22 protein-coding genes are annotated in these 25,337 nt (G+C 41.4%); 18 read left to right on the top strand and 4 right to left on the bottom strand.

Going from position 1 to position 25,337, the window contains the following annotated elements; genetic code table 11:
• The first annotated feature begins 15 nt into the window (after positions 1-15).
• The 3 genes from spoIVB to MHI15_RS04680 all read left to right on the top strand — a co-directional run bounded on the left by spoIVB (position 16) and on the right by MHI15_RS04680 (position 3,112).
• Positions 16-1,128 carry a SpoIVB peptidase gene (gene spoIVB, locus MHI15_RS04690; RefSeq protein WP_081383394.1) on the top strand — a complete coding sequence of 371 codons (1,113 nt, stop codon included), beginning with the start codon at positions 16-18 and terminating at the stop codon, positions 1,126-1,128.
• A gap of 197 nt (positions 1,129-1,325) precedes the next feature.
• Positions 1,326-2,141, top strand: a complete 816-nt coding sequence (spo0A, locus tag MHI15_RS04685; protein ID WP_341164163.1) for a sporulation transcription factor Spo0A — start codon at positions 1,326-1,328, stop codon at positions 2,139-2,141.
• A gap of 251 nt (positions 2,142-2,392) precedes the next feature.
• Positions 2,393-3,112, top strand: coding sequence for a hypothetical protein (locus MHI15_RS04680; protein WP_076129467.1), 720 nt, complete (start codon positions 2,393-2,395; stop codon positions 3,110-3,112).
• Between the two features lie 229 nt (positions 3,113-3,341).
• Here MHI15_RS04680 and MHI15_RS04675 read toward each other — a convergent pair whose 3' ends face one another.
• Positions 3,342-5,084: an ABC-F family ATP-binding cassette domain-containing protein gene (locus tag MHI15_RS04675; RefSeq protein ID WP_341164162.1), complete on the bottom strand. Its 1,743-nt coding sequence runs from the start codon at positions 5,082-5,084 to the stop codon at positions 3,342-3,344.
• A 380-nt stretch (positions 5,085-5,464) separates the two neighbouring features.
• Between MHI15_RS04675 and MHI15_RS04670 the strand changes: the two genes are divergently transcribed.
• The 11 genes from MHI15_RS04670 (at position 5,465) to MHI15_RS04620 (ending at position 13,791) form a co-directional block, all read left to right on the top strand.
• Complete coding sequence (locus MHI15_RS04670) at positions 5,465-5,713, top strand: hypothetical protein (protein ID WP_341164161.1); 249 nt, start codon at positions 5,465-5,467, stop codon at positions 5,711-5,713.
• 322 nt (positions 5,714-6,035) lie between these two features.
• A complete protein-coding gene (locus MHI15_RS04665) occupies positions 6,036-6,812 on the top strand; it encodes an RNA ligase family protein (RefSeq protein ID WP_076129470.1) in 777 nt (258 codons plus the stop codon).
• A 405-nt stretch (positions 6,813-7,217) separates the two neighbouring features.
• A complete protein-coding gene (locus tag MHI15_RS04660; RefSeq protein ID WP_076129471.1) occupies positions 7,218-7,994 on the top strand; it encodes an ABC transporter ATP-binding protein in 777 nt (258 codons plus the stop codon).
• A gap of 42 nt (positions 7,995-8,036) precedes the next feature.
• A complete protein-coding gene (locus tag MHI15_RS04655; RefSeq protein WP_076129472.1) occupies positions 8,037-9,047 on the top strand; it encodes an aliphatic sulfonate ABC transporter substrate-binding protein in 1,011 nt (336 codons plus the stop codon).
• A 37-nt stretch (positions 9,048-9,084) separates the two neighbouring features.
• Entirely contained in the window at positions 9,085-9,936 is an 852-nt protein-coding gene (locus MHI15_RS04650; protein WP_076129473.1) for an ABC transporter permease, read from the top strand.
• On the top strand, positions 9,933-10,745 hold the full coding sequence (locus MHI15_RS04645; RefSeq protein ID WP_076129474.1) for an ABC transporter permease: 813 nt from the start codon (positions 9,933-9,935) through the stop codon (positions 10,743-10,745). The genes MHI15_RS04650 and MHI15_RS04645 overlap by 4 nt, the downstream gene beginning before the upstream one ends.
• A 31-nt stretch (positions 10,746-10,776) precedes the next feature.
• A complete protein-coding gene (locus MHI15_RS04640) occupies positions 10,777-12,135 on the top strand; it encodes an LLM class flavin-dependent oxidoreductase (protein ID WP_076098651.1) in 1,359 nt (452 codons plus the stop codon).
• 308 nt (positions 12,136-12,443) lie between these two features.
• Positions 12,444-12,602, top strand: coding sequence for a hypothetical protein (locus tag MHI15_RS04635; protein WP_175618933.1), 159 nt, complete (start codon positions 12,444-12,446; stop codon positions 12,600-12,602).
• Between the two features lie 3 nt (positions 12,603-12,605).
• Positions 12,606-12,974: a type II toxin-antitoxin system PemK/MazF family toxin gene (locus tag MHI15_RS04630; RefSeq protein ID WP_076129476.1), complete on the top strand. Its 369-nt coding sequence runs from the start codon at positions 12,606-12,608 to the stop codon at positions 12,972-12,974.
• Positions 12,975-13,085: 111 nt separating this feature from the next.
• Positions 13,086-13,439 carry a cyclic-phosphate processing receiver domain-containing protein gene (locus MHI15_RS04625; protein ID WP_175618934.1) on the top strand — a complete coding sequence of 118 codons (354 nt, stop codon included), beginning with the start codon at positions 13,086-13,088 and terminating at the stop codon, positions 13,437-13,439.
• A gap of 61 nt (positions 13,440-13,500) precedes the next feature.
• On the top strand, positions 13,501-13,791 hold the full coding sequence (locus MHI15_RS04620) for a MazG nucleotide pyrophosphohydrolase domain-containing protein (RefSeq protein ID WP_036676004.1): 291 nt from the start codon (positions 13,501-13,503) through the stop codon (positions 13,789-13,791).
• Between the two features lie 78 nt (positions 13,792-13,869).
• Here MHI15_RS04620 and MHI15_RS04615 read toward each other — a convergent pair whose 3' ends face one another.
• The gene (locus MHI15_RS04615; RefSeq protein WP_076129478.1) at positions 13,870-14,619 is read right to left on the bottom strand and encodes an SDR family NAD(P)-dependent oxidoreductase; all 750 of its coding nucleotides are present in this window, start codon (positions 14,617-14,619) and stop codon (positions 13,870-13,872) included.
• A 164-nt stretch (positions 14,620-14,783) separates the two neighbouring features.
• Between MHI15_RS04615 and MHI15_RS04610 the strand changes: the two genes are divergently transcribed.
• From MHI15_RS04610 to MHI15_RS04595, 4 genes are all read left to right on the top strand, one after another.
• Entirely contained in the window at positions 14,784-15,701 is a 918-nt protein-coding gene (locus tag MHI15_RS04610; RefSeq protein ID WP_341122059.1) for a LysR family transcriptional regulator, read from the top strand.
• Positions 15,702-15,818: 117 nt separating this feature from the next.
• The gene (locus MHI15_RS04605; RefSeq protein WP_341164160.1) at positions 15,819-22,328 is read left to right on the top strand and encodes a phosphodiester glycosidase family protein; all 6,510 of its coding nucleotides are present in this window, start codon (positions 15,819-15,821) and stop codon (positions 22,326-22,328) included.
• 989 nt (positions 22,329-23,317) lie between these two features.
• Positions 23,318-23,977 (top strand): helix-turn-helix domain-containing protein, encoded by a 660-nt coding sequence (locus tag MHI15_RS04600; protein ID WP_036676012.1) that lies wholly within the window; start codon positions 23,318-23,320, stop codon positions 23,975-23,977.
• Between the two features lie 122 nt (positions 23,978-24,099).
• Positions 24,100-24,408 carry a hypothetical protein gene (locus MHI15_RS04595; RefSeq protein WP_036676014.1) on the top strand — a complete coding sequence of 103 codons (309 nt, stop codon included), beginning with the start codon at positions 24,100-24,102 and terminating at the stop codon, positions 24,406-24,408.
• Between the two features lie 181 nt (positions 24,409-24,589).
• Here MHI15_RS04595 and sda read toward each other — a convergent pair whose 3' ends face one another.
• A complete protein-coding gene (gene sda, locus MHI15_RS30755; protein ID WP_081383395.1) occupies positions 24,590-24,763 on the bottom strand; it encodes a sporulation histidine kinase inhibitor Sda in 174 nt (57 codons plus the stop codon).
• A gap of 220 nt (positions 24,764-24,983) precedes the next feature.
• Positions 24,984-25,319: a LytTR family DNA-binding domain-containing protein gene (locus MHI15_RS04590; RefSeq protein ID WP_036676016.1), complete on the bottom strand. Its 336-nt coding sequence runs from the start codon at positions 25,317-25,319 to the stop codon at positions 24,984-24,986.
• Between the last annotated feature and the right edge of the window lie 18 nt (positions 25,320-25,337).

Here is a 25,337-nt window from a genome sequence, read left to right as displayed (position 1 = left end):
AACCTCAGGAAGTTAATGCCAGGCCTTTTATTTGCCTTCTTTCTTAGTTTATCGGGCATAACGGGAACAAATCTAAGTTCTGCTGCACCACTGCAAGGTGAACCAGCCAAGGTGACTGCACAAGGAATTCATTCCGAGCTTAAGGTGATCCCGGGAGGTCAAACGATCGGTGTGAAAGTGAAATCAGCAGGTGTTTTGGTTGTTGGTCATCATCTGATTGAAGTATCCGAGAAAACTAAGCTTTCCCCAGGAGAGGTCAGCGGTTTAGTGCCGGGTGATCTGATGATCTCCATGAATGGTGAGAAATTGGACGAGTTGTCCAAGGTGGCCAAGCTGGTGGATCGTGCTGGTAAAGCGAATAACCCCTTGACTATTGTCTTCAAACGCGGAGGTAAAGAGCATACAGCTAAGTTAAAGCCCGCGTATGACATTCATGACAAAGTGTGGCGGTTAGGCCTGTACATTCGTGATTCAGCAGCGGGTGTCGGCACATTAACTTTTTATGCTCCCGAGCAAGGTGTATATGGAGCTTTGGGACATGTGATTACAGACATGAATACCGGTACTCCAATTGTTGTAGGCAGTGGTCATATCGTTCAGTCCAGTGTCACCTCCATATCCAAAAGCCAGGATGGCGATCCGGGCGAGAAACGAGCGCATTTTTTGAAAGAAAGCCAAGTGCTTGGAAATGTGGAGAGCAATACTGACTTCGGCATCTTCGGTAAAATGAGCTCCAATCCCGAGCACAGTCTTTACAAAGAACCGATCCCCGTGGCGATGAGCGATCAAGTCAAGGAAGGTCCTGCTGAGATCCTAACTGTAGTTGATGGTCAGCAGGTGGAGCGGTTTAAGGTTGAGATCATTCATGTAGCACATCAGCAAACGCCAGCCACTAAAGGAATGGTGCTGCGGATCACTGATCCACGCCTTATCGATAAGACAGGCGGTATCGTCCAAGGCATGAGCGGAAGTCCTATCGTACAGGATGGCCGCCTCATCGGAGCCGTAACTCATGTATTTGTAAATGATCCTAAGTCCGGTTATGGGTGCTTCATCGAATGGATGCTTCAAGATTCAGGTGTGACCAAACAGGAGAATAGGTATTCATTAAATCTTAAGGCGGTTTAGCCTTAAGATTTTTTGTCGAACGATTACGAAGAACCTCGAACATTGAGATAAAATATTTAATTATAATCCAACACAGAAAAAAAATAAAGAAAAATAATTTTCGACAGAAGGGAATTCGATCTCCATGTCGAAAACGTAAGAGACAAGAAAAAAATGTTATTTTCGAATAGCAGATATAATTAAGGAGGAAGCAGCCAGTGCAGAATATTGAAGTGTTGTTGGCCGATGATAACAGGGAATTTACGAATTTGCTTTCCGAGTACATTTCTGAGCAAGAAGATATGACCGTAACGGGTATCGCCTACAATGGTGAAGAAGTGCTTCAAATGCTTAGCGAAGCGCGTAAAATTCCCGATGTTCTTATTCTTGATATCATTATGCCGCATTTAGACGGCCTAGGTGTATTGGAACGTCTACGTGATATGGATCTGAATCCTCAACCGAAGATCATCATGCTGACTGCTTTTGGTCAGGAGAACATCACTCAAAGAGCTGTACAGCTTGGTGCATCCTATTATATTTTGAAACCGTTCGATATGGAGGTCCTGGCAAATCGTGTACGTCAGCTTGTCGGCTCTCAAGGCAGCATGAGCTCCTCCTCCAACATGTACAATTATTCGTCGACGTCCAGATCGAATGTAGTGCCGCTCTCTAAGGGCAAGAACCTCGACGCTAACATTACCTCGATCATCCATGAAATCGGTGTCCCAGCGCATATCAAGGGCTATCAGTACCTGCGTGAAGCGATCACCATGGTATATAACAATATCGAGATCCTTGGTGCGATTACGAAGACGCTCTACCCAGCAATCGCTGAGAAGTTCAAAACCACGCCTTCACGCGTAGAACGCGCGATCCGCCATGCGATTGAAGTCGCTTGGACCCGTGGCAACATTGACTCCATCAGCCATTTATTCGGCTACACGATTAATATCTCCAAATCTAAGCCTACTAACTCGGAATTTATTGCCATGGTAGCCGACAAGCTGGGGATTGAGCATAAGGTTAGTTGAAAGGGTTAGGGGCAGTGCGGGGTACAGTCAGTATAAAATCGATAAACTTGTTTTGAACCGATAAACTTTTTTAAATCTCGCCCGATAAACCTAAATGGTTTATTGGGTTTTGTTTTTATTTAAAGATTAGCCATCTTATAAATGGTGAAACTCAAGCAGGGGCTTAGAACAATCGGGCGAGCTGGTTAAATAAACCAATCTTCTATCAGATATAGGGAACTACATTTGTGAGTTAAGTCGGAGGAATCTTCATGAATTATTACGAATCAGGTGTTGAAAGAATTAAGAATATTAATGCGAATTTATACATTGGAATTTCAAAAAAAAGATACGAAGAAGTAAGATCTAGAGGTGAATATGAAGCAGATGCTAATTTGATTGCAGAGTATTACCGTAGAGTCGGCGTGTTTTTGCAGTTTATCTCTAAGGAAGCAGCAAGTATATACATAGGTATGGATATGTTATTAGGTTTTAAAATGGAGGAAAATGAGTGGGACATTTTCTTAGAAACGTGTCCGAATTTTAATAAAATTGATATTATGCTTATGAAATTAATAAGTATACATTATTTACGCTGGTGCTCTTTGCTTGATGCGCGCGACAATATCGCATTACAGTTTCCAGATATATATGAACCGATGATCAAATTATTTGAGAGAGGTGGGGGACGGATTAATACCCATCACCACGAACTGGTTGGTGGATTTGGAGCTTTTTCACGCTCTATTTATGCAAATAGAGGAGATATGACCCCTTTTGATATAAGCGATGTTGCTCTAGAAAATATAATTAAGGAAGTAGAACTAGCAGAAGGTTACTTAGCGGACTATAAGAACGGAAATTTATCAGAAAATAATTGTATCCGCTGTGGTAACAAATTATTGATCCTACCAAACTTATCGGATTATGGTTATCAATGGTATAAAATTAAATGCGAGACCAAAGACTGTTTTGATAAAAATTTCTCATGATACTTCATTATAGTTATATCAACCAGAGAGGTGAAGAGAAGTTTGGCAAAAAATGTGTTGGGAAAGATTTTTAATGATAAGTGAACCACTGTCCCGGCATGAGCTATCAATAAAATCAATGCAGTAAAAAGACACTGAGATCTATTCATCAGTGTCTTTAATGTGGATACTTTTCCACCAACATTTTATTTCATCGTTCTTGTAATCATTTCATTCAGAAGGTTGGAATTTAAAGTAACTTAATCAGCTCTTCTAGCTCGTCAACCATACCTTTTGCAAGTTCAAAATTATTGTCTTTTAAAGCTAATTCTATTTTCATTTCAACTGCTTTTTTATTTTGTTCATTTTCTAAATAATCTTTATCAAAATGACTGGCATAAATCATCTTTCTGAATTTTCGCATACTCATTTTTCTAATCGTCTTCTCGTCAATGATTAGTACATAATCCATACCATTTACTACAGAATAGAAATCATGAGAAATCATGAGAATTGCACCTTTATAATCTTCAATGGCTTTCTCCAGTGCGATTTGTGTATAGGTGTCTAAATGGCTTGTCGGTTCATCAAGAAGCAATAAGTTTGCTTTGCTAGCAGAAACTTTCGCCAATTGCAGTATATTTTTTTCGCCACCAGATAAAGATTCTATCTTTTGAGTAAGAATTTCTCCTTCAAAGCCATAGTTTGAAAGATGTGCTCTAATCTCGTCATAAGTTGCAAACCCAGCATCGATGAAGTCTTCTAGTATGGTATTAGAATCCTTTAGCACTTCGTCTTGAAGCTGAGAAAGATAAGCCACTTTAATATCAGCATTTATTTCAATTGAATCATGATTATTTTTAAAGATATCTCGGAGTAAAGTCGTTTTCCCGGTACCGTTTGGACCGATAAGGGCTACTTTATCTGTAGGTTTCATCTCAAAGTTAACATTTTCTAAAATCAACTCATCAAAGGAAACACTATAATTATTCACATTTAAAACAGTGATGTCTTCTTCAAATTCATTGTCCACACCAAAACTGATTTTTGGTTGCTTAATATCAACGAATGGCGCTTTAATTTTTCGCGCTTCCAATCTTTCTTGAAACTTAACCCTAGCTTTTAACGCTCTCCCTCTAGATGCTTCTGAATTATAGGTTGCGATCGCTCTAAGATTATCAATAATGTTATCGTATCTCTCTATTTCTTCTTGTTCAGCGACTGCGATTTCTTGTAACTCAATTTTCGTCTGAAGTAATGAGAAGTTATACTCAATATATCGCCCATCGAACTCTTGGATCTCCATGTTTTCAAGGTGTATAATTTTGTTAAAACAATGATTCAATAGATAACGGTTATGCGTAACAACTAGCAATATTCCTTTGTGAGCATTAATCAGATTTTTAAGTGCATTTAGGTTTTCAAAATCTAAAAATACATCGGGCTCATCCATAATCATTAAGTCTGGGCTAGTCAGCATTTCCTTCATCACTTGAATAAGCTTGAATTCTCCACCACTTAGGTCGGATACCCTAACATCTTTTAGCTTCAAGAGGTTGGCTAAATTTAGTTTCTTATTAATATTGCTTTCAAAATCATTTCCATCCATTAAATCAAAGGCATCTAGAGCTAATTGATACTTTTCGAGTAATGAATCAATATCTGATGATGTTTCCATTTCAGTGAGAATCGCTGTTATTTCATTTTGTATCTTAATAAATTCTTCTCCTATATATTCAAAAACGGTTGTTTCTTTAGATTTGTCTAGTTGCGAAAACTGACTTACATACCCGATTTTGCAGGTGGGGTCCATCTCTAGCGTGCCTTCGAACAAATATTTTTCTGGATCCATAAGGATATCGATCAATGTACTTTTACCACTGCCGCTTGTTCCTATAAAAGCGCAATGTTGTGCTTCTTCAAGCGTAAATGAAATGTTTTTATATAGTTCTTTTTGCGGGAATGCGAAGGATAAGTTATCAACTTTTATCATAGTGTTACCTTTCTTAACTAAAAATAGTGACTATTATAAGATGTATTGAAGAGTACAGATTTTGAGTTTACCGTTGATAGAGTAACACTGTTTACAAGCAACTTCAATCATTTCGCATTAAAGGTATCAAAATCATCTGATAATACAATCTTACAGACTAATAAATTATGGTCATAAAACCTATAAATACCTAATGGCTACAACTCGGAATTGATTGCCTTGGTAGAAGATAAGCTGCAGAAAATATTCCATTTAATGTTATAGTGGAGTTAGTAGGGTAAATCCTTTGTTATTTTAGATACGTACATGCTTGAATTTATTAAGGCTTGCCCTATATTTATATTTATCGTAGTGCTTCTGACTATACTAAATCTACGGCTATGATACGAGATGAGATAGCTATGGGTGGTTTAGAGAAAGGTTCAATTGGCCTTGTAATTAATAATACGCAAGTTTTAAAAGATGCTAAAACATTTTCAGTGGTGATTGACAGTAAGACTCGTGAGTATGAATATACAGGTGGAAAATATCTAATTATAAAAGATAGTAGGATTTGGAATCCGACTGCTCAATTAAAAATTATTTTCTCAAATGATAAAAACGAAACAATATTTGAATCAGATTATTAAAGAAGATTTATTGGTGTTTACTACTATTTACATATTCTTATTTTGCTGATTTTCTATTACATGAGTATCACTTGAAAATACATATAAGAACCTTCTTTGCGTATAACCTTCATGCGTAATCAACAAAGTAATTACGTAGATTATGATGATACTTATCTTCAAAGTTAAATTGGTAAACAAATAAGGAGAACTCTTTATGACAATCCCATCAGGAATAACACGTGAACACGTAATCAGTGGTAAAATATTCCTTGGCTATCTTTGTTTATGTTTATAAGAACAAGAGTCATATAAAGTGAATTTGAAAGTGGGAGAATAGTTTATGGATTTAAAGAAAATTAATTCTTTAACAAAGTACCCAAGCATTCTTACATATCATCAATTAGGTGAACGAGGTCGGTTAAATGATGTTTTAACGGAGTCAAGAGGCTTCGCAGAATTAGACGATGTTTTTGTTTACGAAAAAGTAGATGGTGAAAATTCAAGGATCATTTTATTAAAAAATGATGATAACGAAGTTGATTATCTAATTGGTTCCAGAGAAGAATTGTTATATGCAAAAGGAGATAGAATCGGTAATCCTTATGGGAACATTGCGGAATTTCTTAAGCCGTTAGCAGAAAAAGTAATTGCAGATATCCTTCTTGAGGGTGACTGGGCATTAACCGTAATTTATCAGGAATCTTATGGAGGGAAAACTAAAGCATCCAAGAACTATTCTGACAGAAAAACTCAAGGGTATCGTGTATTTGATGTGTTCTCCTTGAATAAGGATGAATTATATAGACTTCTTGAGTTATCGCAGGAGAAAATTGCGATGTGGCGTGATCACGGAAATCAACCATTTTATGATGAAATTGAGAAGAAGAGATTTATTGAAAGTATTGATTTGCAGTCTGCACCACTTCTTGAAACCATAAAGGGTTCCGAGTTTCCAACTTCTCTTGAGAGTACATATTCTTATTTAAAAAGATTCGAAAACACGCAAGTAGGCATCGACGCATCAGGCAAATCAGAAGGAATCATTGTTAGAACAACGGATCGTAAACAAATTAGAAAAATACGGTTTGAAGATTATGAAAGAACGCTTAGAAAGTAATAGCTGGAATTATTATCAATGCTGATATTTTCAGAATTTAGCATAAGGTTCCTTAAGAGATGGCAGTTGTGAACAGCCCTCAAAATACTGCTTATTCATTGGTCCAAAACCAATAAATATGCGGTATTTTTTTGTGCAGTTTTGATCCAATTAGATAAATCCCTATCGACTATAACTAATACCATGTCCTTGCCATTCGCAAAACCTCCCCACTTCACAAAACATACACCCATTTGGCAAATAATGTTTGACATGTGAGGAATGTCACTGATAAGATGATGTAAATTAAACCTAGTTGAATAATCGGATAAGGTTCTTCAGAGGATTTCATTATTTTTTTAATCTGAATACCTATTAAATACATAAGTATAGTTTAGTTTAAATTTATCGGAAAGGGTGAATGGAGTGTCGGAGGAAACACTGGTTATCGAACATTTGAATAAAGTATTCGCCGCGCCTGCAGGTGATGTTATCGCATTAAGCAATATTCAGCTGAAGGTGAAAAAAGGCGAGTTGATTACGATTATAGGTCCCAGCGGCTGCGGAAAAAGTACCTTGCTAAAAATTGTGGCAGGATTGGATACGAGCTATAGCGGCACGGTTCTACTGAATGGCAAACAGATCGACGGTCCGAGTATTGAGAAGGGATTTATTTTTCAAGAACCAAGACTTTTTCCGTGGTTGACGGTGGAGCATAATATTGCAGCAAATTTATCGCTTAAAAATCCAGAGGTTCGCAAAAAAGTAGATGAATTGATTGAACTTGTACGATTAAAGGGTTTTGAGAAATCCTATCCACGTGAGCTGTCAGGCGGGATGGCCCAACGAGTATCTATTGCTAGGGCGTTGCTCCGTAATCCGGATGTATTATTACTCGATGAACCTTTTGGCGCACTAGACGCTTTTACTAGATCACATCTGCAAGAGGTACTTCTTGATATTTGGCAGAGCAATAAGACGACTATGTTATTTGTGACTCATGATCTGGATGAAGCTGTATTCCTGGGTGAGCGGGTAGTCATTATGAATCCCCGACCTGGGCATATTCGCAATATTCTTCCCATCGATTTACCGTTTCCGCGAAAAAGATCCAGTACTTCATTCCAAGAGCTACGTCGACTGGTGCTGAGTGAGTTTGAGAAGGTTGAAGAACCGGCAATCGATGTTGGTGCTGGTATCTAGATAAAGAGAGTCCATTTTTTATAAAAAGGGGAGAAATGATCCATGAAATTATTTCGTAATTCACTACTTCTTATGTTTGTTTTGACTGTATTTGCAACAGGCTGCGCTTCGAATGAAAAGAGTGCGGGAAAGAACGACGCCAACAAATATGAAGGTGTGACCATTAAGATTGGCGTGCAGGGCAGCGGGGGGATGTTTGGTAAAGCCCGTGAGGAAAAATGGTATGAGCAAGAATTTGATAAGCTGGGCGTAAAAGTAGAATGGACGGAATTTCAAAGTGGACCCCCAATGACAGAGGCGATCGCTTCTAATAAGTTGGACATAGCGACTCTTGGTAACATGCCGGTGATCGCAGCCCAAGCTGCGGGTATTCCTATTAAGATTATCTCACAAGTATTAGAAGGTACGAATAACGTTGCTCTTCTTGTACCTGGTAGTAGTACTGCTCAGAAACTGGAGGATCTGAAAGGCAAGAAGATAGCTGTTACAAAAGGCAGCAATGCTTACAACTTCCTTTATCGCGGTATTGAGGAATCAGGTCTTAAAGAAGCAGATTTTGAGATTATCCAGCTACAGCCTGATGAAGCACAACCTGCATTTGAAACCGGTGGCGTTGATGCATGGGCTACATGGGATCCGTATATTACTCTTAACGCATTGACCGGTAAAGGGAAGGTTTTGACGGATGGTGAGCAATTGGGTGTCTTATCTCCTTCTTTTGTGATCTCCCGTTCAGCGTTCGCAGAGAAATATCCAGAACTAGTTACGCTTTATTTAAAAGTAACCAACAAAGCTATAGCTTGGGAGACAGATAATCGCGCTGAAGCGACTGAAAGATATGCAGCTGAGCGGAACATTCCGGCAGCGGTAATCGAAGGTACGTTTGAACGTTCCCAGATGATCAACATTCCAATTAGCGATGCTGTTGTTGAAGAATTGCAGAAGACAGCCGATTTTCAATTTAATATTAAGAACATCCGTAAAGAGATTGAAGTTTCTAAAATAACAGACAATCAATATATTGAAGCAGCACTGAAGGAACCTTTGAAGTAACGGATGAAACCACAGATGTAGAAAAGAGGTTGTTTACATGCAATTCAGTGCTGAAAAAGCTGTGATCTCGCCACTAATTCATAAGAAGAATCCAGTAAAGAAGCGCGGACTTTCCATCCAAACGACGAATGTATTGCTTGGACTTATCTTACCAATTGCTTTACTCCTGATTTGGGAGATAGCCGGAGCGATGGGAAAGTTAAATCCTATATTGCTGCCAAGGCCAAGTGAAATATGGCGGGAACTGGTTAGCTTGACCGCGTCCGGTGAGCTGGCGAAACATTTAGGCATATCTGCTTGGCGGGCACTGCTTGGTTTCTTAATAGGGGGAGGGCTTGGCTTAGCGGCGGGTTTGTGGGTAGGCTTTTCATACAAAACAGAACGTTTGCTGGATCCGTCGCTGCAAATGCTGCGCACGCTGCCCCATTTAGCAATCGCTCCACTTTTTATTTTGTGGTTCGGATTCGGTGAAACCTCAAAAATATTGTTGATTGCCAAAGGTTCATTTTTCCCATTATACGTGAACACATTTCTAGGAATCCGTTCGGTGGACAACAAGTTGTTTGATGTTGGGAGAGTACTGCAATTCAGTAAATGGCAGATGGTGAGTAAGTTAATTATTCCAGCCTCACTGCCCAACATCTTTTTAGGTATCCGTTTGTCTGTGGGCATAGCTTGGCTTGGACTTGTCGTAGCGGAGATGATGGGCTCTAGCTCAGGTGTTGGCTATCTAATCAATGACGCGCGATCGTTTTCTTTGACCACAGTGGTATTTGTTGGGATCATCGTGTTTGCTGTAGTAGGTAAACTGTCAGATTCATTAGTGAAGCTGTTGGAATCGAGATTGCTAAGATGGCAGGACAGTTATAGGGGAGATAAAGGATCATGAGCAATCACCTATCCAGTAATAAAATAGAGCGTCACGACGATGGTTTAAGCTGGATTCCAAAAAAACTGCATGGTTGGATTGTACCTCTAGCTCTAGTGGTGATTTGGGAAGTGGCAGCTGCGCTCCATCTAGTCTCTGCGACGACATTGCCTGCTCCATCTACCATTATTGCGCAGTTCTTTTCTTTAATAGCTAGCGGTGAGCTGTTTCGACATCTGGGGATTAGCGCCTATCGGGCAGGGCTTGGCTTTTTATTGGGATCTGCTACTGGACTGCTACTTGGCTTATCTACAGGACTTGGGAAGTTGGTAGAGCGTACACTGGATCCATCTTTACAGATGCTTCGGACGATTCCATTACTTGCCCTTATTCCGTTATTCATTTTGTGGTTTGGTGTAGGTGAATTTTCTAAAATACTAATGATTTCATTAGGTGCTTTTTTTCCAGTTTATCTGAACACTTTCCTAGGAATTCGTAATGTTGATATCAAGCTTGTTGAAGTATCCCGTATTTTCCAATATACAAGATGGCAGTTGCTTAGCAAAATGATTATTCCGGCTGCAATGCCTAATATTCTACTTGGTATTCGCTTATCACTTGGTGCATCGTGGCTTGTACTCGTCGTAGCGGAGATGATGGGAACAAGTGCGGGGATAGGCTATATGATTCAGGATGCCAGAGCTTATTCGCAAACAGATATAGTATTCGTTGGAATTTCAATCTTTGCAGTGATAGGAAAACTTTCGGATTCCGCAATTCGATTGCTGGAGAGAAGATGGCTGCATTGGCGTGATACATTCAAAGGTTAACGAACTCTAGAATTCGAAAGGCAGGGTCATTATGGGAACCAGAAAAGATCAGCTACATTTAGGTGCATTTATTTATTATTCAGGACATCATCATTATGGCTGGCGTCATCCGGAATCGGGAGCGGATAAGATCTTCAATTATAAATTTTATCGCGAATTGGCAAAAACCGCCGAGCGTGGGAAGTTCGATATGATGTTTTTGGCGGATTTGTTGTATGTGATGGGTGCGGATCAAGCAGCTTCGGGTATGCTGGACCCATTGACGCTGTTGTCAGCCCTTTCGACAGAAACAGAAAAACTCGGATTAACGGCTACCGTATCGACCACGTATAACGAACCTTATAATGTGGCTCGCAAATTTGCTTCTTTAGATCATATTAGTGAAGGCCGAGCGGGTTGGAATATTGTCACCTCCCAGCTTGATGTGGAAGCTTATAACTATGGGAAGCCGGAGCATCCAGAGCACGGACTTCGGTATAAAATGGCACGTGAATTTGTTGAGGTGGCAACGCTTCTCTGGGACAGCTGGGAGGATGACTCTTTAATCGTCAACCGCGAAGAGGGACAATTTGCTGACGCGAAGAAGATCAAAGAAGTGGAATACAAAGGGGAGTGGTATTCTACAAAAGGAACCCTCAATGTTCCTCGCTCACCTCAAGGGTATCCTGTACTTATTCAAGCCGGATCTTCTGGTCCAGGACAAGATTTTGCAGCTAGTTTTGGAGAGGTGATCTTTACGGCACAGCAGTCGCTTGAAGCGGCTAAGGCCTTCTATGAAAGCGTCAATTCCAAATTAGCAGATTATGGCCGTGAACGTGGTAGCTTAAAAATTATGCCGGGCTTGTCTCCGATCATTGGAGCGACCGAAGAGGAAGCCCAAAGTAAATATAAAGAACTGCAGGAGTTGATTCCTCCTGCCGCTGTTGTTGGTATGTTGTCTGGCATGTTGAGGTTTGACCTGTCCGAATACCCAGTAGATGGACAGCTGCCTGAGATTCCTGATCCAGTAGAAGCATCAAATGGAATGAAAAGCCGGGTTCAGCTGATTATGGATATGGCTCGTAAGGACAAATTATCGATATTAGAATTAGGCCGCCGTTTGCTTGGTGCACGCGGACATATGCAGTTTGTTGGAACCTATGAACAATTGGCAGATTTAATGCAATTGTGGTTCGAAGAGTACGGCTGCGATGGATTTAATATTATGCCACCAGTACTGCCGGGCAACTTGGATGAATTTGTGGATCATGTTGTGCCCATCTTGCAAGCACGCGGCTTGTTCCGCACTGAGTATACGGGGAGTACCCTTCGTGAACATCTAGGATTGGAGCGTCCGGATATTCGTCATTTTCAGAATCGTAGAGTGGCTGAAATAGGGGCTGGTAAATAAGGTTGGATTCACTCCTTTATCGGTTTTTGAAGAACCAATAGAGGAGTGTTTTTGTTATAATAGAATAATCTGAATAGTAAAAAATCATTCTATAAATGCCACATTTTAAATGTCTACCGCCCTACAATAAGGTTTATATATGGTAAATATTGTGATAGACTTAAATAGTATTAGAGCACAACTACAGTGTTTGCAGCTGCATTGGTATACTGGTCTAAACCATACCAAAGACGGATATGCTTAAACCAAGCAATAAAATGCTTGGGAGGTGTCATTCTAAAATGTGTGAGAAGGAGGAGGAAAATGGTATGAGTCTTGTACAAAAGAAAAAAAATATCCCTAACTCATTGTCTGAACATCCTAACTTCAAATCGAAAGTACCGCGTTTGAATGTAGTTGATGGAAAGGCTAAAATTGACTCTGATAACCGTCTCCAACAAAAATGGTTTGAGGAATTTAAGAAGTAATAGATGAATCTAAAAGCCGGGCAAGTTTTTTGGTATGAAGTAGATTATCCAAAAACAGGAGAAACCGAAATAAGACCAGTCGCAATAGTGGAAATTATTGATGGATTACCAATTTTTGTTGTTTTCGTTGCATTGACCCACTCTAAAATAAAAGATTTTGAAGGAAAGTATGATAAGTGGAAAATTCCATTATTTAAAGGAAGAGACTGCGGATTAGGGGAAAGTTCATTTGCAAAAGTGAATTGCGTAGCCCAAGCGGAGGCCTCCTCCTTTAATTCATCTGATTACATCGGTCAACTAAACCCAATCGATTTAAAGAACGTTAAGAAAAAATTAATGGAATTCCTCGATTCAGGGGATGGATTTTGGTAAATTATACATAATTTTTTGAAGAACACTTCTTCAACGAAGTGTTTTTTTGTACCATAAAGCTGGAGGATACTGTTCACTAGATAAGGACGTCATGAAGAAATGAGGTTCGATATGATAAATGTTTATCTTGATGACTTACGAGACTGTCCAGAAGGGTTTACCTTGGCAAGAACATTTGAAGACGCTGTTAAACTTTTCGAAAATAATGAAGTGAACATCCTTACGCTTGATCATGATTTAGGTGAAGACGCCGAGGGAATTGAACTAAAGAACGGGTATGATTTTGTGAAATACTTTTGTGAGCATGGTTTAAGGGCGAATAAGATTTATCATCATACGGATAATCCTGTAGGCAGAAGGAATATGTACGAGACCTTATTGGCAGCTCAACGCAGAGGTTTTATAAAGAAGGATATAGAAATTTACTATTATCCCATAACAGTCAATAAGTATAGTGGAGATTGATGGGACTAAGAGATGTGTTAATCTTTACATAACTTTATACCAAAAAGCGAGGCGTAAGGAAATGAATGCAGCAGAGTTTCAACAGTATGTTAAGGAGTTCAGTGAAATCAAAGGGTTTGATACCAGCACCATTGAGCAGAGAATGCTGTACTTAATGACTGAGGTTGGGGAGTTGTCCAAAGAGGTTTTGTCGGTATCTTTTCATCCAGATGCGGAGCGGAAAGAAAACTTGGGATACGAGATGTACGATGTGGTGTGGAATATTTTTGATCTGGCCAATAAACTTGGTATTGATCTGGAGCAGGCGTTTAAACGTAAGCTGGAGATTAATGAACAGAGGACTTGGGAGTAGGGTGTATCTATTGAATACTTTTAAAAAAATCCAAGGACCTCCCTCGAGGGAAGCCTTGGATTTTTTTCACCCTAAACTTTATTTAAATGAAGCATAACCTTCATCAGCCATTACAACACTACCGTTAATTGCACTAGCTTCTGGTAAGGAGAGCAAGTATACAGTGTCTGCAACTTGTTCAGGTAATGTTAGTTTGTTACCCATTACTTTGCTCTTCATTTGGTCAACCATTCCTTGATCTTTATATCCTTGGATAATTGGCGTATCTACAGCGCCTGGAGCAACGGCAAGCACGCGGATGCCATGAACCGAAAGTTCAAGTGCTGCGGATTTAGTCATCATAATGACCGCACCTTTGGAAGCGTGATATGCGAATGTACCTGGGGAAGCTAGGAATCCAAATACAGAAGCTGTATTGATGATCACACCTTTGATGCCGAGCTCACGCATTTTTTTACCAGCAGCGATAATCCCATGGGCTACACCATGCTGATTGACATTAATGACACTGTGATAATCCTTAAGGTCTTGGTCTAGTACAGGAGTGACGCGGCCGATTCCGGCATTGTTGAACATAACGTCAATTCTTCCATAAGTATCTACAGTTTTTTGAACCAGCGCTTCGACATCTTCATATTTGGAAACATCTGTTTTGACGAAAATTGCTTCGCCACCCTCTTTAATAATTTGTGCTACCGTTTCTTCACCTAATTGTTGATTGAAATCGGCAACGACAACTTGATCACCTTTACTTGCAAATTTAATGGCGGTTTGTTTCCCGATTCCACTGGCTCCACCTGTTATTACGGCTACTCTTTTGTCTGTCATTTGAGTTTCCTCCTCAAGAAATATAGTTATACTAGAAATGAAAGTTGATATAGTAAAAATGGTTACTTACTAACTTATTTACATTGTAACACTTGTCTAAATTAATTAAAATTTAAGTAAATTTAATAGTTATTAAGTAAAGATTAACTTAAGGGGTGATTCAAATGAATTTGGAGCAATGCGAGAATATTGTAGAAGTCGCAAAGATTGGTTCTTTAACCAAAGCAGCTCAGAATCGTCATATCACTCTATCCGCAATGAGTCAGTCCATTACCATGCTGGAGGCTGAGCTGGGAGTTACTTTGTTCATCCGTTCGCGCGGGCAAAAGGCGGTTCCCACAGCAGAAGGAAATGCCATTATTAGCAAAGCAAATGAAGTCCTGATGAAAGTAAATGAATTAAAAGAAGAAGCACAGATTTACAGCGATACGTTAAGTGGTCATTTGAAAATTGCTACGATACCTGGACCCATGCATCTGATGGTGAAGGTAATCTCTAGTTTTAAGGCAGATTTTCCAAATGTGAAAATAGAGATTTTTGAAAAAGGACCCAAAGAAATTCTGGATAATGTACTTCAGGATGAAATGGATATTGGACTTATGGTCTCACCGGAGGGAATGCCTGACACATATAAGGGGGTTAAGTTTGAAAGGTTAATGGAAGGAAAGATTGTAGTGGGTGTACATCCACACTCACCGCTAGCCCTGAATTCAATCCTTACACCGGATCAGTTAGTGGGGCAGACGTTGGTTTTATACGATGATCCTTACATTAAGGACTATGTAGAGCGATATTTATCTGGCTATGGGCCGATCAATTTGCTTTTTGTAAGTAACAACACACGGGCGATTGAGAATGCAGTTGCAGAAGGACTGGCCATCACAATTGGTCTGGATTATTCGTTTCTTAAAATATCAGAGATTACTTCTGCCTTCATGAAAACCATCGAGTTACGATCACCAGATACCCGTGCGAAATATTCAGGAGCTATTGTCTCTGCTTCAAAACAGACCTCCCAGACCGCCCGAAGATTTATCAACAGGCTAAAGCATGAATTTGATGAAATGATTAGACGAAGTTAACAGTATGCCTTGGTAAATTTTATCTAACCTTTACGCTTCCTAGTTAATATTAACCCTATGATGTTGTCCAAGCTCAGATCGATATTAGGACAGCCAAGTGGGGAGGATGTCAACACAGTGAGAAGGTATCTAAGGCAAATTAATGTTGTTGTTATCTTTGTTTTGTTGATTTCGTTGTTACAACCGGGGGCAATTGTTCGCGCTTCCATCTCTGATTTACCAGCAACAGACTACGGAACCGTTATTGATGTTCGCCAAACAGAGCTTGCACCTGGGGCGATGTATACCTGGATGGATCTCCAGAATGAACGTGGTTTACAAAAGATACATGCAGTGGAGTTCAACCCGCAACAAGGAAATTTGGAGCTGCGGGCAGGTAAGAAGGATGGAAAGGTATACGGTATGAAGGGCATTACAGAAATGGCCACGTATGCGGATTCACCTGGAAACCGAGTGATCGCAGGGATTAACGGTGATTTTTATGAAATCTCCGGTTTTGCTACGGGTGTTCCTAATGGGTTATTTATGGATGAGGGTGTAATCCTGAACAGTTCGATTTCAGCTTTTACTTTCGGTTTAAAAGAAGATGGCAGCTCGATTTATGGGGTGCCGAAGCTGACCAAAAACGTAACGATTAATGGAAAAACAACCAATCTGACCAGCATCAACCGTTATCGAAATACGAATGAGCTGGTTCTTTATACGGAAGATTATAATACAACTACAAAGTCAACCAATGAGGGTGACGAGGTTGTTCTAGATATTGTCGAGGGAGAAGTGAAAAGCGGTCAGACCTTGAAGCTGAAGGTATCTGAAATCCGCAACAATCAAGGCAATACGCCGCTTTCCCAAGGAAAAGTGGTTTTATCTGCCCAGGGTACGTCCCGTGCTGTTCTGCAAGGGTTATCTGTTGGCAATAACGTTACTGCCAGCTTTGCGCTCAGCGGAGAATGGAATGATGTGAAGGTAGCTATTGGCGGCGAGGGGCCGCTGGTAAAAGACGGAGTAGTTCAACAAGGTGTAGGGCCTTTAGGCATTCATCCGCGGACAGCCATTGGGACAAAAGCGGATGGAAGTCTCGTTTTATTCGAAGTGGATGGAAGATCGCCAGGTTTTAGTGAGGGCGTAGATACCGATGAGCTTGGCAACATTCTGAAGGATATGGGCGTAGTGAACGCCATGAATCTGGATGGTGGCGGTTCTTCTACTTTTGTGGCCAGAATGCCGGGTACATCTGGTGTCCGAATGATGAATCAGGGCTCAGATGGTTACGAGCGTAAAACCGGTAACGGTTTATTGCTTGTCAATACAGCCCCTGAGCAACCTTCGGCTTCTAAGCTGGTTGTGCAGCCGAATACGGAACGTATTTTGCAAGGCTCCAGCTTTATATTCAAAGCGGCAGGAGTGGACGAGAACGGCCATCCGGCGCCTTATTCGGGTACGCTGAATTGGCAGGTGGACGCTAACCTTGGTACTGTCGATGCGAACGGAGTCTTCACCGGAGGAATCACTGCCGGCACAGGAACTGTAATTGTAGAGGCTGGGGCAGTCAAAGGCAGTGCTGAAATTGAGGTTGTAGATAAGCTTACAGAGCTTAGGTTTCCTGATGAGATCAAAACTTATTCTTCAGGTGCTGCTGCACAATTAACTGTGAAGGCGCTACGTAATGGACAAGTGATTCAAACTGACAACCCTAGCTTCGAATGGCGGGTTGAGGGCGAGATCGGAACCGTGGACGAGAAGGGTCTGTTTCAGGCGACGAGTGAGAACGGGAAAAACGGAAAGATTTATGCTAAATACAGGGACGTTGAGACCTCTTTTGAAGTAAATGTGGGGTTACCGCCTGTAATGCTGGAGGATTTTGAGAATGGCATTGATAAATATATAGCCTCTAGTGCAGCAGCTAACAGCGTGGCGATTCAGGAAGTGTCGGATCTGGATTTTGTCCGCAACGGGGACAAAGCCTTGAAGCTGGAATATGATTTTGTTAATAAAACAGGCACATCCGGTGCTTATTTAGCCGCAAGCTCAACCGCCAATCGGATTCAGATTCCGGGGTATCCTGAAAAGATCAGTATGTGGATCTACGGAGATGGCAAAAAGCACTGGCTGCGGGGACAGATTCGGGATGGCAATAATGCGGCAGTGCCTGTGGATTTTACTGATCAGGTAAATGGTGTGAACTGGACGGGGTGGAAATACGTCGAAGTATCCGTTCCTAAGGGGAAAACCACCCCGTTAACGATGGATATGCCTGTCCGCTATATGGAGACAAGCAATCTTAATAAGAGTGCGGGAGCTATTTACGTTGATGATATTCGTGCCATTTATGGCTCGCTAGAGGAGGACAGAACACCTCCTATTCTTAAAGATGCATATCCCGGCGTGAACGAAATTGTCAAAACAGCTACACCGACCCTTTCCGTCAATGGTGAGGATGATGGTTATGATCCAGTAGTGCATCCGGGAACGACCTTAATCGATCCTGACAAAACACGAGTATATGTGGACGATCAATTAGTGGAGCATGGCTTTTATCCTCCAAAGGGTCAGATTACTTATAAACCAAAGGTTCCACTGACAGAAGGCCGTCATAAAGTAAAAGTTGCCATTCGCGATTTAAGCGGTAACCAGACGATAAAAGAATGGTATTTTACAGTAAATTTGGGCTCTCCGTTCTATGTGTACCAAACACCAGAAGTAGTATATGCCGGCAACACTTACACTTTGGACGTAACGGCAGAGAAAGCGAGCAAGCTGCAGGAAGGAAATCTTACGTTTGCTTTTAATCCGGCTGCAGTTAAAGATTTGCAGGTAATTCGGGGGAATATGTTATCAGAAACACAAGTGGAGTCCATCATTGATCCGGTATTGGGCACTGTGCGTCTTAACTTAACGAATATCAATTCTTCCAATCTGGGAGATACGGATCTCATCGGGCAAATTCAATATACAGTTCGAAATGATTTTGTGGGTCCCTACACTCAGGAGCAGTTGGCTGGAGATATTAGCAAAGCTTTTGTAATTGAAAATACATCCGGATCGGTAACTTCTACAGAGGGTACTGGGGTTCCTATTTCTTTTATTGGAGCAGCTGTTGAATCTGTTGTGAAGACACAGTTGATGCTCACTTGGAACCATTATGATCTTGCGAAGGGCTTTGATGCATCTTTTGCGGTAAAAGAGCTGAATGGAAGTGTCGTTGAAGGAGCAAAGCTGCTGTTCGATGGAGTGGAGGTACAAGGTGTTGCTTCAGGGGCAAGTGGAACACTAACTACTGACTTTGTCACTTCAGCAGAAGGAACTTTTAAATTGCAGGCGGTAAAAGGAAATACCTATAGTCCTGTAATGACGTTCAAGGTTGCTCCATATGACGCTACTGCAGCTCCGCGTAATGTTAATGTTACGATGGGCCAAGATGCAGCAACTTCTCGCCAGTTTACTTGGCAGACAGAACCGTTGACCATGGATACTGTAGTAGAACTTGTGAAAAAAGCGGAGTTTACAAGCTTTCAAGCTGCGAATGTAATAAAAATTACCGGCAGCAGTTCAATTTACAACACCAACAATGACGGAACGATGCGAGTTCATAAAGCGGAGGCCACTGCGCTTACCCCCGGAACGGAATATGTATATCGTGTGGGTGATGGCGAGTCAAATGTAAGTGAGCAAGGAGCTTTTGTTACAAGTGGTGGTGAGGACACTTCTACAAAATTCCTGTTTATCGGAGATTCCCAAGCAGATTCTAAGGCTGGTTTTGGTCTTTGGGGAGATACGATTGAAGCGGCTTACGCGTATATGCCGGATGCGGAAATGCTGGTTCATGCTGGAGATATGGTGGATAAGGGCTTTGAACAAGAGCAGTGGAACTGGTGGTTTGATGCAGCTCAAAAGCAGCTGATGAATACCACACTTGTTCCGATTATCGGGAACCATGAAGTGATGGGAACCAATGGAGATGGGGATTATCTGGCGCAATTCAATAACCCGCAAAACGGTGCGGCGAGCGTAAAAGGTACGAATTATTCTTTTGATATTAAGGATACGCACTTTGTGGTTATGAATACAGAGCATTCAGGTAGTCCGTTCACTGAACAGGCCGAGTGGTTGGATCAGGATCTTTCCGATACAGATAAAAAGTGGAAGGTGATTTTTTTCCATCAAGGACCGTACGGCAGCATCTATTCGAATGAGCAGGTACAAGCGAAGTGGGTTCCGGTCTTTGATAGGCACAACGTAGATTTGGTGATGAACGGTCATGATCATATCTATTTGCGAACTTTTCCGATGAAGGAGGGTAAACAGGTTGCAGAAGGCGAAGGCACTCGGTATGTTATCGGCGGTTCCTCGGGTCCTAAGTTCTATGCGCTGACACCACGTTTTTGGCAGGAAAAAATATATGACAAAGATGAGCAAATCTATACGGCTGTTGAGATTGAGAAGAACGAGATTACGGTTACCGCAAGAACAGTAGACGGGGTTGAGATTGACCGTTTAGTAATCGGCAAATTGGTTCCGGAATCCATTACGCTGGATCAAACTGCTGTAGAGCTTGAGCCTGGGGCTAGCCTGCAATTGCAAGCTAAGGTGGGGCCGGATGAGGCTAATCATCTGACAAAGCTTTGGACCATCGTTCCTGATCCGGCAGAATCAGTTGTTACTGTAAATGAAAATGGCTTGGTTACTGCATTGAAGCCAGGGACAGCTAAGATAAGAGTCACAGTGGCAGGTTACCCGAATATTTTTGCTGAAAGTACGATAACTGTAGATGCGCTGCAAGCAATTAAGCTTCAGGGAAAGAGACAGCTTAAACCGGAAGAAGTCGACCAATCTGTAACAGAAGCTGTCTACGCATCTGGGAAACGTACCGCAATATTAGATGGACTTCATTATTCCAGCTCGAATGAGCATATTGCTACGATCAATGAACAGGGTTTAGTTCAGGCTCATCAGAAAGGCTCCACTGTGATTTCAGTAACCTATAGGGAGTTCGCCTCGGAGTATAACCTTATAGTAATAAATGATGAAGCACCTATTCTTACAGAAATAACGATGGATGGGCCGGATTCGCTGGAACAAGGAAGTAAAGGCTCCGTTGTTGTTCAGGCGGTATACAGTGACGGCAGCAAGCAAGAATTGTTCGAGGGAGTAATCTTTGATACATCCGATCATTCCATTGCAATGATTAGTGAAGCTGGAGAACTTCATGCATTGAGTGCTGGTACAACAAAAGTCAGCGCTGTTTATAACGGTTTGAGCACTGAATATATTCTGATAGTGACTGAGGGCTCGCCGGGTACGACACCAAGCCCAGAGCCAACACCAAGCGCAGAGCCGACACCAACACCGACACCAACGCCGACACCGACACCAACACCAACACCAACACCAACACCAACACCAACACCAAGTCCAGAGCCAACATCAACGCCGGGTGCTTGGGTGCCGGGACCTGCGGTGACACCAACGCCAACCGCTACACCAACTCCGTCGGCATCAGCACAAACGGGCGTAGCCACCATAACGGCTTCTCAACTGTCAGAGAGCAAGAATGCTCAAGGTGAAGTAGTGGTTTCTGTTAATGGGGCGATTACGGAATTACTTCTGCCAGGCAATGCAGCAGAGCTGCTTGGACGCGCACCGCTTAGAGTGGTTATGCAGGATTTATCCGTTACGATTCCTGCTACAGTACTGGCAGAACTAAGTAAGCTAATCTCAGCTGAGGCTCTTGCCAAGAGTACGATTTCGCTATGGCTGAAACCTGTAGCTGATAATACAGCAGTGGACCTGTTGACTCGTGCAAGTACACTTGCGGGTGCACAATTGCGGGCAAAAAGTGATCTGCGGGAATGGTCGCTTAGCATATTCACACAAAATGATCAGTCCTTCTCGTTAAGACAGTTTGCAGAGCCGATTATGATTTCATATAAGGTCGGTGCAGATGTAGATCGAAGCTTATTAGGTATTTATTTTATCGAAGACGTGGGTAAATTAGAGTATATGAGCAGTACATGGACGAATGGTTATCTATCTGCTGCCGTCAGTCATTTTAGTAAATACATTGTTTTAGAAGTTGATAAAACATTTAAAGATTTGAAGTCCGATCACTGGGCTTACCTTGCTGTGAAGCAGCTTGCGGCAAAACAACTTGTACAAGGTGTTACTGCGGACCAATTTGATCCGAACCGTGCGGTTACACGGGCGGAGTTCACAGCGATGTTAGTTCGTGCGCTTGGCTTGAAAGGTCAAGCGGAAGCTGGTTTCGCTAATGTACCTACAGATAAATGGTATGCAGAAGCAGTAGGGTTAGCCAAACAAGCTGGAGTGATTAACGGCCAGACTGCTTCACAGTTTGAACCGGAGGCGAAGATCTCCCGCCAGGAGATGGCTGCAATGCTGGCTCGTGCATATGCTTACGCGAAGAGTAATGTATCTGTAGCTAGCCGTAACATTTCGGCATTCAACGATATTGGTTATGCTCCACAGTGGGCTCAAGAGGCAATCAGCGAAGTGTACAGACTTGGTTTGATGCAAGGACGGGCTGAGGGACAATTTGCACCGAACCAAAACGGAACACGTGCTGAAAGTGCACAGATGATCCTCAACCTGCTGAGTGTTATGGAGTAATGATTGTGGCCAGTCTCAGGTTGATGGGGACTGGCTGTTTTTTTGATAATTGGATTAGTTGGATATGTGCAGGATTCGCACGCATGAACACACAGAGGGGGAAAGCGAAGGAAAAGTAAAAACAGGTGGTGAGACACAAAGGATTGGAGAAGGGGAAATGTAGAACGGAAAGTTAAGGCAGGCTTGCTGAGGCAGGCTAAGACACGCTCGCTGAGGAACGCTAAAGCTAAAGTACGCCAACAGCGATGCACACTTGGTAAGTTCGGCTCGGACGAGCTACTTTTATCAAGAAAGTTTGTTTTAACAGATAGCCTCGATGGTTTGGGATCGTAACGGACTGTATTGCCGCTATTTTAACTTTTTTGGTCCATTTTTCCAAATTTTCGGACTCCATAGCTCTTATTGTCATACTTTTGCCCGGAATCGTAATATATTTTAATGAATAGCTGCATCTGAGTCCGATAGATGAGCAGAATGGCTGAAATCAGCTTAATAAGGTCTCCTCGGTCCGATGAGGTAGAATTGAGTGAGCAAGGTGAGTTAGTTGAGTCAGGTGAGCTAGGTGAGCTAGTTGAGCTAGGTAAGCAAGGTGAGCTAGTTGAGCTAGTTGAGTAAGGTGAGTAAGGTGAGTAAGGTGAGTAAGGTGAGTAAGGTGAGTAAGGTGAGTAAGGTGAGTAAGGTGAGTAAGGTGAGCTAGTTGAGCCAAGTGAGCCAAGTGAGCCAGGTGAGTAAAGCGAGCAGAAAGCGGAAGGTAAGACCAAGAAGATGGATGGGGCTTAAGCAGAAAGTAAAACTGAGGCGAGTAACGAGCATATTCCAAATCCTTACAGACGGGCGCCGAGTCTTTTTCCGGTATTTTGTAAAGATAGGGTTATATTGGGCGTGGAATACTGGGAATTACTCTTCAGAGGCAAGTAAAAACAAGGAATAATTGTTATTAGCCAACACAAATTGTTATGTTGTGTTATGATAGTAGGGAGGTGACTCCCATGAATGATTTTGAGAACTATCCCGATGAGCTGGGTAATTTCATTCGGCACATCAGAAAGACGAGAGGGTTAACCTTAAGAGGACTGGAAGAAAAGAGCGGTATAAGTTACTCACAGCTTAGCAAAATCGAACGTGGAGAGAGCATTCCGCTTAAAGACAATCTGGACAAGATCATTGAAGCGCTTGGAACGGATCTGAAGAATCGGATGTACCATTTGGCAGATTATATGCCAGATATTGAATATATCAAGACCTTGAAGCAAGGATATGAGCTGCCACAGCTCAAACAGTCTCAAGATTACATCTACGAGACAGCCTTTAACAAGCTTAAGGAATTCAGAGCGAAGGAAGGGAAAGAAACATCGTACGTTTCCTTTGATTCGAATGAAGTTATAGTTTACGAAACGGAATATGGGGCAGGAATGGTAATAGAGAAGATTGAGAAATACAATCTGACCGATGTCCTGAACGATAAGTTTGAGGGTAACCTCGACTCCTTAAGAAAGAGCCCCCGTAAAGGGCGTCAAGCCTTTCTATTTGGCGAGTGGCTACGGGAGTGCGTTTATGAACTGAAGGAAGAGGAACAGGATCAGGTCATACAAGCACTTAAAGAATTTACTCAGTTTAAAGTACAACAAATAAAGGGTGCTTATAAATAATGTATGCCTTTTGCTAATGATCTCAAAAATGAATGAATGTTGCCCTTTCTTGCAGCCATCTATTCATCTTGATCCATAAACTAACAACTAAAAATGGTTTGACAGAAAAGGGGATATTAATAATGAAAATTAACATGAAGTTTACCAGCAAGGGCAAAGTCGCTATAGAGAATTTTAATAACGAGGAATTGCTGGAGATCTTCGCACGTTACATCAAGACATTATCCAAAAAGTATGACATCGAAGTTGATGTTCCTCTTGAAGCGAATCAAAACATTGTTGGTGATGGTGCGGTAATCGCAACTGCAAAAAATGTGAAATGTGATGTTGAAACTTTCTTTAAAGAATTGGGCAGAGATATTAAAGTTCCCTTGAAGAAAAGACTCGGCGGCAAATTGGAAAATGTTTTCAAAACAGAAATTACAGAATAAAGCATTATTTTTATCTCAGATTAACCATCATATGTGCATATAAAAAAGGTAGGGCCGCGGAGGCTCTACCTTTTTTATGTTAATGTAGTTGACTTAAGGCGACCTAAGGAGCTTATTGTTGGTTGAAGCTGAAGAAAAATGTGTACCATGCGTCAGTGTGAATTTAATGGGGAAGGGGATGTTATATATTTTCAGAATCTATGAGATTTCTACTTCTCATGATCTCTTTAATAATTTCAATGAAATCCGGTAACGCATGGGCATCAATCGCTAGCTCATAGATTCTTAGTAAATCCTCGTCAGATATAGATTCCAGAGATGAGGGCCGTGGAGAGGGATGAAAATAGTAATTCATTATGATCCTCCATCATTAATTGTTTTTATTATAGGTTTATCTATATGGTATCATTTGGAATAGGATCCGTCTCCTGTCATTCATCCTACGAATTTATCTTTACATTTGAGGATTATTATGGCATAATGTGCGATTTTGAGGAAATTGCTAAAAAGTTTCAATTTTTAATAAAATAATCCCGGCATGCGTGAACATGCCGGGATTATTAAAAAACTGAATTTTATTCTGACGGTTTTTTCTTTTGTGAAGCAAGATACTTCTTAAGGCGAGGTTCATTGGATTCCGAAACAGTAGTGAACTGCGTACCTTGATTAAAGCATACAATCTTCCGCCCGGGATCATAGCCTTCTATGTTGTTGATATTGACGACATTGCTGCGGTCAAGGCGTTCGAATCCCTTACCCTCATACGCTACGGAAAGATCGGAAAGCGTGGTGGGGAGAATAAATTCGCCTTCTTTCGTATGGACGAATATTGTATTCTTATAATTCGAGAAATACAATATATCTTCCTCTAGAATATCACTAGAGGAACCGTCTTTCTGTAAGACACGCATCGTTTCCCCATCCTTGTT

Origin of the sequence: Paenibacillus sp. FSL H7-0918 (assembly GCF_038007025.1) — a bacterium.
GTDB classification, from domain to species: Bacteria; Bacillota; Bacilli; order Paenibacillales; family Paenibacillaceae; genus Paenibacillus_AQ; species Paenibacillus_AQ odorifer.
Note: the sequence above shows the minus strand (reverse complement) of the source record. Positions and strands in the feature narration are given on the sequence as shown.

Excerpts from the sequence above, each read along its gene's own strand:
- spoIVB (WP_081383394.1), top strand. The coding sequence starts at position 16 with ATGCCAGGCCTTTTATTTGCCTTCTTTCTTAGTTTATCGGGCATAACG.
- MHI15_RS04680 (WP_076129467.1), top strand. The coding sequence starts at position 2,393 with ATGAATTATTACGAATCAGGTGTTGAAAGAATTAAGAATATTAATGCG.
- MHI15_RS04675 (WP_341164162.1), bottom strand. The coding sequence starts at position 5,084 with ATGATAAAAGTTGATAACTTATCCTTCGCATTCCCGCAAAAAGAACTA.
- MHI15_RS04670 (WP_341164161.1), top strand. The coding sequence starts at position 5,465 with ATGATACGAGATGAGATAGCTATGGGTGGTTTAGAGAAAGGTTCAATT.
- MHI15_RS04665 (WP_076129470.1), top strand. The coding sequence starts at position 6,036 with ATGGATTTAAAGAAAATTAATTCTTTAACAAAGTACCCAAGCATTCTT.
- MHI15_RS04655 (WP_076129472.1), top strand. The coding sequence starts at position 8,037 with ATGAAATTATTTCGTAATTCACTACTTCTTATGTTTGTTTTGACTGTA.
- MHI15_RS04650 (WP_076129473.1), top strand. The coding sequence starts at position 9,085 with ATGCAATTCAGTGCTGAAAAAGCTGTGATCTCGCCACTAATTCATAAG.
- MHI15_RS04645 (WP_076129474.1), top strand. The coding sequence starts at position 9,933 with ATGAGCAATCACCTATCCAGTAATAAAATAGAGCGTCACGACGATGGT.
- MHI15_RS04640 (WP_076098651.1), top strand. The coding sequence starts at position 10,777 with ATGGGAACCAGAAAAGATCAGCTACATTTAGGTGCATTTATTTATTAT.
- MHI15_RS04635 (WP_175618933.1), top strand. The coding sequence starts at position 12,444 with ATGAGTCTTGTACAAAAGAAAAAAAATATCCCTAACTCATTGTCTGAA.
- MHI15_RS04630 (WP_076129476.1), top strand. The coding sequence starts at position 12,606 with ATGAATCTAAAAGCCGGGCAAGTTTTTTGGTATGAAGTAGATTATCCA.
- MHI15_RS04625 (WP_175618934.1), top strand. The coding sequence starts at position 13,086 with ATGATAAATGTTTATCTTGATGACTTACGAGACTGTCCAGAAGGGTTT.
- MHI15_RS04620 (WP_036676004.1), top strand. The coding sequence starts at position 13,501 with ATGAATGCAGCAGAGTTTCAACAGTATGTTAAGGAGTTCAGTGAAATC.
- MHI15_RS04615 (WP_076129478.1), bottom strand. The coding sequence starts at position 14,619 with ATGACAGACAAAAGAGTAGCCGTAATAACAGGTGGAGCCAGTGGAATC.
- MHI15_RS04610 (WP_341122059.1), top strand. The coding sequence starts at position 14,784 with ATGAATTTGGAGCAATGCGAGAATATTGTAGAAGTCGCAAAGATTGGT.
- MHI15_RS04600 (WP_036676012.1), top strand. The coding sequence starts at position 23,318 with ATGAATGATTTTGAGAACTATCCCGATGAGCTGGGTAATTTCATTCGG.
- MHI15_RS04595 (WP_036676014.1), top strand. The coding sequence starts at position 24,100 with ATGAAAATTAACATGAAGTTTACCAGCAAGGGCAAAGTCGCTATAGAG.
- sda (WP_081383395.1), bottom strand. The coding sequence starts at position 24,763 with ATGAATTACTATTTTCATCCCTCTCCACGGCCCTCATCTCTGGAATCT.
- MHI15_RS04590 (WP_036676016.1), bottom strand. The coding sequence starts at position 25,319 with ATGCGTGTCTTACAGAAAGACGGTTCCTCTAGTGATATTCTAGAGGAA.